Here is an 11109-nt window from a genome sequence, read left to right as displayed (position 1 = left end):
TGCTCCATATGTGTGCGGGAAAAGCCTGAAGGGTGAGCCACCCCCACTACGGGTTGAGCCGAACCCACGGGTCGATCCCTGGTCCAGAGCGGAACGGACCCTCGGGTTCCCACCGAGGAACCCTCAGTTTCGCTGAACTCACGGGAGCCAGGGGGCCGCCGTAGTACTCGCCGAAAATCGGGCGGATAGGCCGACTAGCGATAACCCCAGCCGTTCAGTCGCGTCGGGTGCTTGGCTGGAGTGTGGCGAGGCCGGCGTGGATACGTGCAGGAAGCGGCCGGCCCCGCTGCGGGCCGTCGCCGGACAAGCGACTACGGACTCCCGTAAGACCCGACATGTCCACTTATTTCCGGCGACGCAGCACTACGCCGCCGAAGGCGATGTCCCTCTCTGTCAGCCGCCACCGCCACGGCGCACCCGAGGACGCCCCCCGGGCAGAGTATTTTTTAGGTTTTCGCATAACCCTGAGTTGACAGTATAGGAGAGCCGCGATGTCGACAATGTCAAAGATCACGATCAAAGTTGAGGACCGCGCATCAAGGGACCATCAACTTGAGCGGACCTCTGATCTGCTCCGTAGGGATGCTTCAGATTGCGGCATTCTCGTGACCGGGGTCGATCACGCTACTTTCGAGGTCGCCCTCAGCTCCGACGTTCCGTTCGGCCTCACCCTTGAACTCGATTTGCTCTGACTCAGAGCTGGCATGCGTGTCTCAGACATCCCCTTTAAGCACACCGCGGCCCTGTCTTGGAAGCGCCGAAAGGACAGTTTCGTGACCGAGCCGCAATGCGACCCGTATCTCGTATAAGAACAGCCTCATGAAGAGGACACCCGCCGTTGATTTGGACGAGTCTCAGTCCCGGCGACGTCGTGTCACTTCGAGGGCCGAGTACCCGGGACTTTGTCGGGACAGTCGAGTCCAAGACAAGCGACGGCCTCATTATTTGGATAAGTGGCGATCTAAATGAGAGGAGAGCTTTCCATTTTCGCGAATGTCCATCCGTCCGCGTAATCCCATGATTACCGGGGATACGTCACCAGCGAGAGCGGCCCGATAGCACGGGCAGGCAAGAACGGTCCAATGGTGTCGGCCGTCTCTTTGGAAAAGGGTCAACTAGGTTGGAACAACGGTTTTTTGAGGTGATCCAAACTTCCCCGCAATAGCAGGGTCCAGCTATGCGGAATGGGTCAACTAGATCGGAATCTCACAGCATCCGCGGCGTGAATGTGAGATTCCAAACAGTGCGGTAACCGGTCTCGCGCTAATCGGATCAGCAACGGTGGCTCCGGCACATGCCGCCGGAGGGCCATCAGCCCCGACAAATTCTTCAGGGGATGGAATCGTGGCGGTCTGCCCGGGCGTATCCTACAACAGCAGCACCGACGCGGCCGGGAACCCACTGACCAAACAGCAGGCTGCCACCATGGCCAAGCACCCGGTGCGCCCACCCAGACATGAAAAAATCCGGCACACCCGCGAATACCACAGGCAAGGGGAAATCCAGCGGCAGCGGGTCAGTAACACCAAATACCTCAGTCCTCGGTGGCGATCTGAGCGCCTTCCTATACTTGAGTAACGACGGACAGTGGCTGAATTACTTCACGGAAGCGTCTTCCATGCCGTACGGCGACAAGACTCTAACCTGTGAGATCGCATGGAACTACGGCACTTGGTACGACTGTGGAGTGCAAGTTCCAATGATTCGTATCTGTCGACACGAACCAACCAGAGCCCCTGCCCACCTCCGGGCAATCACATCGAAGTTGATGCATGGTTGGACTTCAATGGGTCGCAGTACTGGGATGCCGCCTACCTCGACATCTAGGATCTAGTCATGTTCACGCGCAAATTGACCGTCATCAGTCAGAGCGGCATAGACCTCACGGTCCAGACCTTGGAGACTACGGAGACCCATCCCCTCATTCGCCTCAGGTCGGCGGCCCGAATTCCATCCAAGCATAGGGCTGAGACAACTCTTGCAGCGGCGCATGAGCAATTTACGCTCACAGATGCGCACGGCACGACGCTGATGAAAGAGCATGGCAGCTCGATTTCGGAGGGACCGTTCGGAGGAATCCTCGACCTGGCTTTCCCCTCAGCTGGCCAGTTCGATCTAAGCTCTCCGCTCACCCTCAAATCCGAGAATGCCGAAATGACATTCCAACTCTGACGCAAGGGTAGGTGTGGAGCCTTACCGGCTGCCAGGGCACCACACCTACTTAAATCTGTGGCCGTTCCGTGCGCTGCACCGCTGACAGCCTCAAAGCGGTGTTGGGCGAACCGACATTTTCTGATTCTGTCAATGCAGGTGGCCCGGGTTTTTCAAAGTTGTTCGGCCCCGGATGGGTTGAGGTTGCGGGTGTGGTTGAGCCGGTATGAGGTTGTGCCGGTCTCGAGTATCGTGCCTTTGAAGGTGAGTCGGTCCACGATCGGGGCGCAGAGACGCGGGTCTGTGAAGGTCCTGGTCCAGTCGGCGAAGCTGGAGTTCGAGGCGATGGCCACGGAGGCTTTTTCCTCACGTTCGGTTAGGACTTGGAAGAGAAGTTCGGCTCCACGGCGGTCTAGTTCCATGTAGCCGAGTTCATCAATCAATAACAAATCGACCCTTCCGTAGCGGGCGATGGTGCGGACGAGTTGTTTATCGTCCGCTGCTTCGACGAGTTCGTTTACGAGCTTCGTGGCAAGGGTGAATTTGACCCGGAATCCTTTCTCGGCCGCGGCCGTGCCGAGCCCTATGAGTAGGTGGGATTTGCCGGTTCTGGAATCCCCGATCAGGCAGAGCGGATCTCCGCGGCGGATCCAGTCGCCCTGAGCGAGGGTATGGATCGTGGCGGGGCTGACGTTATGCCAAGTCAGCCAGCGCCACCTCTGACTGGTTCAGGCTTTTTGGGGTTTCAGGCAGCCTGGGGGTCCGGAACAGGAGCGCGATTACGGTTTCGGCGAGGTTCTCGGCGGAGTAGCTGCCCTCCGGGTCGTACAATTCCACGAGGGAATTGATAATGCCGAACAGGAGACGTGAGACAAGCTTGGGGTCGAGATCCGGGCGGATAACCTCCTCTTCAGAGTCAACCCGGATCACTGCGGAGAGCGTGCGGTCGAAGTCGTGGCGACTCTCCCGTGCTCGATGTCCGTGTTGCCCCTCACCCGAAGCAGCAGGGTCACGAACTGGAGTTTATAGCAGACCACCTGGATGGATCCGCGGATGGCGTACTCAAGTTTTTCCTGTGGGCCGCCATGGGAGTTTTCGATCCGCGTCAGCACCGTTTCCAGGCTGCCCAGCGCTATGTCGAGCGCGAGCTCGAACAGCTGCTCCTTGCTGTCCACGTGATGGTAGATGGCGGTCTTACTGATTCCCAGCTTTTCCGCCAGGATACCCATCGACGTCGCCTCGTACCCACGCTCGTTGAAAAGCGCGACGGCGATCGCCAGGACCGTCTCCCGGTCGTACGGAGCCCGCTCTCGCTTCGGCGCGGCGGCGTTGCCCTCGGGTGAAGTATTCATAAGACGCTTCGACTCCCAGTGGATCAACCCGTCGATCAGATTCGACGTGCACTTGCGAGTGTCATGATTCAGGACTTGGAAATCGCCGTCAATTTGAAGCAGCCTGTGCGCCGCCAGGACTCACGATGCCGAGATGCCGCCGTTGACGCTGATGGCCTGCCCGGTCAGGCGGCTCGCGCCCGGACCGGCAAGAAAGACGATGAGCGACGCCACGTCGCCGGCATCGGGCACGCCGAGGTCCGCCTTCGCGCTAGCTGCAGCGAAGAGCTTTCCGCTGAACCCGTCATCGAGCAAGTAGTCGGTCAGGCCGGTCCCGCTGATCAGGGACGGGGTGACCACGTTGGCCCGGATACCGTACCGCTTTTCCTCAATTGCCAGGGTCCGCGTGAACATCACAATGGCAGCCATGGCCGCCCCGATGAGCGCTTCCCCGGGTGTGGCGGTCTTGGAAGCATCAGAGGCCATGTTGATGATGACGCCGCTGCGTTGCTGCCGCATCGTTGGCAGTACGGCATGCGCCATACGCATCGGCGGGAGGATGAGCTCGGTGAGTAAACCTTCAATATCATCCGCAGCGACCTTCGAGAACGGGGTGGGCCTGACCCTGGGCGCTGTGGTATTGACGAAAATGTCGATCCCGCCGCCCAGGAAGCCGGCTGCTGCCTCTGCGGTCCGCGCGGCGGCGGTAGTATCGGTTGCGTCGGTCGCATAAAAGGTGCACTCCGCGCCCACGTCACGTACCCTGGCGGCAGCGGCTGCCCCGCGTCCAGGGTCGCGGCCGGCGATCGCTATTCTGGGGACGCCGGCGGCAGCGAACTCCAATGCCGTGGCCAGACCGACTCCTGAGGTTCCTCCGGTGATGAGAACACCGCATTCGGGGAGATCTTTGGGCCGGGGGTTATCTGAATTCGGCATTGTACCTTTCGGGGCAGTTGGGCAGTGAGGGGTGGAGGGCGCCGACTTACGGCATCGCGTAGCCGCCGCTGACGGAGATTGTCTGGCCCGTCAGCTGGTCTGCCCGGTTCGAGCTCACGGGCGGGCGCCGGCTGCTCGACATGGCCGAACTGGAGATCGTGCGCTTCCGGAGCCGGGATATTCCTGATGCGGCGGATACGGAGCTGACGGCTGGCTGAACCTCCGGAACCTTGGGGCGACTGGCTGGCCCTGTGGACAATGCCATGTTTCACTCAGAGCAGTTTCCAGGTACGAACATGTTCCCACGTCATGTTCGTCCACCAGCGGCCGGCCCAGTCCCTGCTTTCGGTGCGGTACAGGGCGACCTTGCGCGCTTTGAAGTAGGACGACGTGCTCTTCGCCCTCGCCCTCGCGCTCCGCGACAAGGGAACACCGATGCCCGACATCGTGAAGAAGCTGACCATCAAAACCGGCAAGAACGCTGGCCACCACCCCTCAGTCGCCTCGCTGTACCGCGCCCTAGCCGACACCGACAGCTGACCCGGACTACGCCGGGCACGGCCCCGTTCGGGCGTAGTCGGTTCCTACCCCCGAAGACCCCCGGCCACAATCACTCGCTTAGCGCCAACCGCTGTACCGATGGTCCTCCAAGGCCGGGTCAGCGATATCCGCCCGATTTTTCCTGAGTACTACGTCGACCCCAACTATAGCTGCTCACGACCGAAATGCTCGCACCTTTTCAATAGTATGTTGACTAGTGTTGAAATTTTCTTGCACCCACGTTGATGCTTTGTGCGTTCCCGCAAAGCCCCCGCCGACTGATTGTTGCGAGAGCGCGCCATCGAACCCTAGGCCCCACTCCGCGCCGAAAAACTAACAACTCGGCGCGCGGGAGGGGTCATGAATACTTGATCAGTATTGGGGATGGTGCGGCAGTGGCCCTAGGCGCACCCGACCCATTACGAGAAAAGATGCTGTTGAAGGCTTCCACTCGCCACAAATTTGTGCGACAGTATGTTGATTATATGAACACGTGGTGGAGATCACGTTCAACTTTTGGATAGGTTTCTATGCATATGCATATCCAAGGCGGATCACGTCGTGGTGCGCCATGATGATCGCACTATTGGTTCTGCGGCGGCTCGGAGCGGGCATCGTCCTGCTTCTGGCGCTGAGTTTCCTGACTTTCACGCTGCTGAGTATTAGCCCAGGCTCCCAGATCCAGGTTCTCCTGGGGACGCGGCCAGCGACTCCGGGTCTGGTGGAAGCGCTCACGGCAAAGTACAACCTCGGGGATCCGTTCATCGTTCAGTACGCCAAGTGGCTTGGCCAGATCGTCTCCATGGACCTGGGCCGGTCCATTGCAGTGCAGACGGACGCGCCGGTAACCCAGATCGTTGGTGATCGGATGGGCCTGACCATGCAGCTGGCAGCCTACGGCCTGGTCTTCGTCCTGCTCGTTGCAGTGCCCCTGGGGATGCTCGCGGCAATCCGCCGTGGCCGAGCGGCCGACCGCGGGGTGACGCTCGCCGCAACAGTAGGTATCAGCGCTCCGTCCTTCGTGGTGTCCATCTTCCTGCTCTACGTCTTCGGCGTCGCCTTGGGGTGGTTCCCGATCTTCGGAGCCGGAGACGGGTTTGCAGGGAGGATCTACCACCTGACGTTGCCGGCGGTCGCCCTGGCGATAGTGCTCTCAGCAATCGTCGTCCGGCAGACGCGTGCCGCGATGCTCACCGTCATGCAGCAGGATTACGTGGCATTCGCGAGGCTGCGGGGGCTCAGCCCCATGCGTATCCTCGTCCGGTACGCCCTGCGCAACGCGGCGATGCCGGTCTTGACCAGCCTGGGCATCGTTCTCGTCGCCGCCCTGTCAGGGGCGCTGTTCATCGAGCAAATCTTCTCCCTCCCCGGCATCGGATCTCTGCTACTGACTGCGGTGACAAACAAAGACCTTCCCGTCGTCCAAGGTGCGGTGCTTGTGCTTGGATCGCTGGTCATCGTGGTGAACCTCGGAATCGATTTGATCGGGTTGATGGTGGATCCTCGCACTCGTTTCTCCATGAAGGGCGGTGCCTGATGACTGACGTGATAGCCGTTCCGCAGTCGGCACCGCGAGCTGCCACGGGCCGCCCAAGGGTGCCAGTTCTGGTGGTCCTTTCCGCTGTCATCGCCCTTTGCGTGTTGATCATGATTGTCGCCGGGCAGTGGCTCACTCCCTACGATCCGTCCCAGCAGGACCTCTTTAATGCCTCGAGCGGGCCCACGCAGGGGCACCTCCTCGGCACTGACTCGTCCGGCCGGGATGTACTCTCTCTGTTGATCGCCGGTGCCCAAACAGCAGTTCTCGGTCCGCTAGTCATTGCTTTCGGGACTGTGCTTATCGGCGCCACGCTGGGCCTCTTGGCAGGTTGGAAGGGCGGCATTGTCGACTCCCTCCTCAGCCGGTTTGCCGACCTCATGTATGCGCTGCCGGGCATGCTCGTCGTGGTGGTCGTGGTGGGCATCATCGGCGGCGGTTACTGGATGGCCGTCGCGGTGCTGCTGCTGCTCTCTATACCAGGCGAAATCCGCATGTGCCGCAGCGCCGCCGTCGTGCAGGCAAGCCTTCCTTACGTTGAAGCCGCGCGCACCCTCGGCCTGTCCTCGGGCCGGGTCATGTTCGGGCACATCCTGCCGAATATCGTCCCGACGATTCTGGCCACGTTCCTGTTGGACTTCGTAGGCGCACTCCTCGGGCTCTCGGGGCTTTCCTTCCTCGGACTGGGCGCGCCTGCGGGCACCCCGGACTGGGGCTCGCTCCTCCAAGACGGACGAAGCGTGCTGGCCGTCAACCCCTGGGCCTCACTGGCACCCGGTCTGATGATCGTCCTCACGGCAACCAGCGTCACGCTCATCGGCGACTGGGTCTACGACCACTACACCAAGCGAGGTGAACAACGATGACAAGTATTGAGCCAAAGACGCCACTCCTGGCGGTCAAGAACCTCCGGATCATCACCTCGGAGGGCCGCAGCCTTGTCCGAGGAGTGAGCTTGGAGCTTGGCGCCGGGGAAACACTGGGCATCGTCGGAGAGTCCGGCAGCGGGAAGACCCTCACAGCCCGCGCCATAAGTTCCGCTCTGGCCGAAGGGCTGGAAGCCCGCGGAGAGGTGGTCTTCGACAACGTCTCGCTGCTGGGACGCTCAGAATCATTCCTCCGGCCACTGAGGGCCAACCGCTTCGCCATGGTACTTCAAGATCCCTTCACATCCCTCAACCCATTGCAGACCGTCAGGGAACACTTGTACGAATCCCTGGATCCCTCCGTCCGCCGCGATCGTGCATTCGCTAAGACCGAGGTTGTGCGACGGCTCGCCGAAGTCGGCCTTGGACCCGAAGTGGCCGGCCGATACCCCTTCCAGCTCTCCGGCGGCATGCGACAGCGGGTCGCCATTGCAGCCGCTCTGGCACGAGACCCTGAACTCCTCGTAGCGGACGAGCCCACCACTGCTTTGGACGCCACAACCCAAGCCCAGGTTCTGGATCTGCTTCGCAAGCTCCAAAAGGACCGGGGAATGGCGTTGGTGCTGATCACCCACGACCTGCGCGTCGCCTTTTCGATGTGCGACCGCGTCATGGTCATGTACGCGGGAACGGTCCTGGAGAATGCGCCGGCGAAGTCTCTCTCCACTGACCCCAAGCATCCGTACTCGCTTGGCCTGATGGTGGCGGAGCCCCCCGTTGCCCACTACCAGGACTCCCTCGACTTCGTCCCGGGCAGTGTTCCGCGGGCGGAAGCAGTCCAAGACACCTGCGCTTTCGCGGACCGGTGCCGGTGGAGAAGAGACGAATGCGTGGCCTCTGCACCTCCACTTGCCGAGATCCGGGGAACCGGCGCCCTTGGCATCCACCTTTCCGCCTGCCTCCGGACCGAGCAGATCCAGAGCGAGATGCGGGCAGTCCGGTCGGCCACCCGAACTCCTGGGCAACCTCCGGCCCTCGCTGCCGGCCGCCCGCTCCTGCGTGTCGCCGACGTGAGCAAGAGGTACCGCACACATTCGCTTCTCGGACGCTCAAAAGACAACATAGCCGTACATCAGGCTTCGTTCGAGATCGCCGAAGGCGAGTCCTTGGGCCTCCTCGGAGAGACGGGATCCGGTAAAACGACTTTGGCTCGCTGCATCCTGGGCCTGGTCACGCCGAGCACAGGATCGATCAGCCTGGACGGGGCCGATATCACCGACTACCGCAAGCTCAGCCGAGAGCAGCGGGGCCGAGTGCGGCAGCTCGTACAGATCGTCTTCCAGGATCCCTACGCATCGCTGAACCCTTCCCTCAGCATCGGGGCGGCGCTCCGAGAGGCAATCACGGCCGGAGACGGGAGCAGAGATCGTCCGGGAACGGTGGACGAACTGCTTGATCTTGTCGGACTGCCTCGATCCTATGCGGGCCGGTTGCCGTCAGCGTTGTCCGGCGGCGAACGCCAGCGCATCGCCATCGCCCGTGCGCTGGCGGTCGGACCGAAGCTCCTGATTTGCGATGAACCCGTCGCTGCGCTCGACGTCTCCGTGCAGGCCCAGATCCTCGAACTTCTCCGTGACGTGCGGAGGCGCTACTCGACGAGCATGCTCTTCATAACCCACGACCTTTCGGTTGTGCGCCAGATGACCGACCGGGCCATCGTCCTGCGCCGCGGAGAAATCGTCGAGGCGGCCCCGACGGCCCAGCTCCTTGACTTCCCGCAGCACGAGTACACCAAGAGCCTCGTCGCTTCTGTCCCCGGCATGAACTTGTCCCGGGAACAACGCGCTGAGCCGGGCCACCCTTCCGAATCCCAACGACTTTCATTCTCCGCCGCTACCCCCGAGAGGAACATCATCCGATGAAGTACCGCAAGACCGTGACCGCCCTAGGCGGCTCACTTGCCCTCTGCTGCACGATTGCAGCCTGCTCATCCGGCCCCACGGCGTCCAGCAATGCGCCCCTGTCGGACGCGGACATTCCCAGCTTCACCTTCGCCATCAGCGCAGCCCCGCCCAGCTTTGACGAGACAAATAGCAATCTTCCTTCCGCGACGGATCAGGTGATGTCATCCGTCACCGAGCCGCTCGAATATCTCTCCAGCGACGGCAAGTACACCCTAGGCCTCGCCGCAAAAGTGACACAGCCGGACTCGAACACGATCGTGTACGAGCTGCGACCCGAAATCACATTCTCCGACGGCCAGCCCCTCACTGCGGATGACGTCGCCTGGAGCATCACCCACGCAGCCACCCCGCCGGCGCAGACAGCATCCAACCTCAGCGGTGCATTTGTGGGGGCCACAGCCACGGGCCCGCTGGAGGTCACGGTGAAGCTCAAGAATCCCCGCCCCAACGCCCGGGCATTCATCTCCCAGTTCTTGATCCAGCAGAAGAAGTTCGCCGAAGCCCACAAGGCTGATCTGGGCACCGACAAAGCCATTCCGGTTGGCACCGGGTCCTACACCGTCACAACGACCTCGTCATCGGCAATCACGCTTACCCGGCGGGAAGACTACTGGGGCGAGAAGCCCAAGATCAAGCAACTGACCTATCAGATCGTCTCGGATGACAACAGCGCACAGCTGGCCATGCGCTCTGGCTCCGTCAACGCTGCCACGGTCGCGGATCCGAAGACTATCGGACAGTGGCGCGCCATCCCGGGAGCCACTGTCTACTCTGCGCCGTCTCCGGCGGAGAACCTCATTGGAATGGATGTGAGCAAGGCACCGTTTGACGACATTCACGTCCGCAAGGCGATCGCCCACGCAACGGACGTGCAGGGATTGATCAAGGCAGCCTGGGGAGGCGAGGCTACCCAGCTCAAGGCGCTCCTGCCCCCGGCCAATCTCGCGGGTGTCGCCGGCGGAACACAACCGGCCGAAGACTTCGTGAACTCGCTGCCGCAGTACGCATTCGACCTCGAAAAGGCCAAGGCGGAACTTACCCAGTCCTCCCACCCCAAAGGCTTCAGCACCACCATCGAATACATCGACTCGAGCCCGGCCACGAAACTCCTCGCACTCTCCCTCCAGCAGAACCTCAAGCAAATCGGCATCACCGTCGACCTCAAGTCGGTGACGCTCACGGCATGGGGAGGCGAGTTTTACCAGCACCAGCTCACAGGCCTGATGCTGGCCTTCGATTTCACAGCCACGGTCCCTGACCCAACCTCTCTCATGGGCGCCCTCGTGGGCCAGAAGAACATCGGCCCGCAGAGGCTGAACATCGCGAACTGGACCACACCCGAGGTCGAGCAGGCACTGCCGGTAGTGAACTCGCCCGGCCCCAACGCAGAACGATGGGCTGCAGCAAAGACCCTCTTGTCGCAGATCGCCGATCAGGTTCCCTACATTCCGCTGGCCGCCCAGAACTCGGTGACCACCGTGGGCAACGGATACGCATCCTCCACCGGTGGAATGGACTACCGGGAGCTACAGAACGGCCTCTGGCTGCGACACGTGAGGGCAAGGTCCTAGCGACAGGCGCCAACCAGAGGAATCACTTCCTGGCCAAGTCCTCAATGGGCGCGACGCCTAGGTCTTTTCGAGAGGCGGTGGCGGCAAACGCCGCCTCTCGAAAAGACTACTTCGTCCCAAGGAGGTCACCCCGCAGGGAGCCAGCTGCGCAGGCGCCCCGCCCGGGTGTCGGTGGTGCAACTGGCGCCACTCATTAGCTTCAGCCGGCAGGGA

9 protein-coding genes and 2 pseudogenes are annotated in these 11109 nt (G+C 61.6%); 7 read left to right on the top strand and 4 right to left on the bottom strand.

What is annotated here, in order from left to right:
• Positions 1-491 precede the first annotated feature (491 nt).
• Both AB4Z38_RS18770 and AB4Z38_RS18765 read left to right on the top strand, forming a co-directional pair.
• The gene (locus tag AB4Z38_RS18770; protein ID WP_441431112.1) at positions 492-692 is read left to right on the top strand and encodes a hypothetical protein; all 201 of its coding nucleotides are present in this window, start codon (positions 492-494) and stop codon (positions 690-692) included.
• A gap of 1144 nt (positions 693-1836) precedes the next feature.
• Positions 1837-2172, top strand: coding sequence for a hypothetical protein (locus AB4Z38_RS18765; protein ID WP_441431111.1), 336 nt, complete (start codon positions 1837-1839; stop codon positions 2170-2172).
• 152 nt (positions 2173-2324) lie between these two features.
• Here the strand turns inward: AB4Z38_RS18765 and AB4Z38_RS18760 are convergent.
• From AB4Z38_RS18760 to AB4Z38_RS18745, 4 genes and pseudogenes are all read right to left on the bottom strand, one after another.
• Positions 2325-2846 (bottom strand): annotated as a pseudogene (locus AB4Z38_RS18760) (ATP-binding protein); the annotation flags it as partial.
• Positions 2845-3084: pseudogene (locus AB4Z38_RS18755) on the bottom strand (hypothetical protein); the annotation flags it as partial. The pseudogenes AB4Z38_RS18755 and AB4Z38_RS18760, both read right to left, overlap by 2 nt.
• Positions 3078-3380, bottom strand: a complete 303-nt coding sequence (locus AB4Z38_RS18750; protein WP_441431113.1) for a TetR/AcrR family transcriptional regulator — start codon at positions 3378-3380, stop codon at positions 3078-3080. The pseudogene AB4Z38_RS18755 and the gene AB4Z38_RS18750, both read right to left, overlap by 7 nt.
• Positions 3381-3623: 243 nt before the next feature.
• On the bottom strand, positions 3624-4418 hold the full coding sequence (locus AB4Z38_RS18745) for an SDR family NAD(P)-dependent oxidoreductase (RefSeq protein ID WP_441431110.1): 795 nt from the start codon (positions 4416-4418) through the stop codon (positions 3624-3626).
• A 390-nt stretch (positions 4419-4808) separates the two neighbouring features.
• Here AB4Z38_RS18745 and AB4Z38_RS18740 point away from each other — a divergent pair, with 390 nt between their 5' ends.
• From AB4Z38_RS18740 to AB4Z38_RS18720, 5 genes are all read left to right on the top strand, one after another.
• Complete coding sequence (locus tag AB4Z38_RS18740) at positions 4809-4958, top strand: hypothetical protein (RefSeq protein ID WP_441431109.1); 150 nt, start codon at positions 4809-4811, stop codon at positions 4956-4958.
• A gap of 571 nt (positions 4959-5529) precedes the next feature.
• Entirely contained in the window at positions 5530-6495 is a 966-nt protein-coding gene (locus tag AB4Z38_RS18735; RefSeq protein WP_441431108.1) for an ABC transporter permease, read from the top strand.
• Positions 6495-7361 (top strand): ABC transporter permease, encoded by an 867-nt coding sequence (locus AB4Z38_RS18730; protein ID WP_441431107.1) that lies wholly within the window; start codon positions 6495-6497, stop codon positions 7359-7361. Before AB4Z38_RS18735 ends, AB4Z38_RS18730 begins: the two co-directional genes overlap by 1 nt.
• On the top strand, positions 7358-9283 hold the full coding sequence (locus tag AB4Z38_RS18725; protein WP_441431106.1) for a dipeptide ABC transporter ATP-binding protein: 1926 nt from the start codon (positions 7358-7360) through the stop codon (positions 9281-9283). Before AB4Z38_RS18730 ends, AB4Z38_RS18725 begins: the two co-directional genes overlap by 4 nt.
• A complete protein-coding gene (locus tag AB4Z38_RS18720) occupies positions 9280-10896 on the top strand; it encodes an ABC transporter substrate-binding protein (protein WP_441431105.1) in 1617 nt (538 codons plus the stop codon). Before AB4Z38_RS18725 ends, AB4Z38_RS18720 begins: the two co-directional genes overlap by 4 nt.
• Positions 10897-11109: the final 213 nt, after the last annotated feature.

Source organism: Arthrobacter sp. 2RAF6 (assembly GCF_052115205.1).
Lineage (GTDB): Bacteria > Actinomycetota > Actinomycetes > Actinomycetales > Micrococcaceae > Arthrobacter.
The sequence above is the reverse complement of the archived record's forward strand: the minus strand, read 5'-3'. Positions and strand labels throughout refer to the sequence as shown.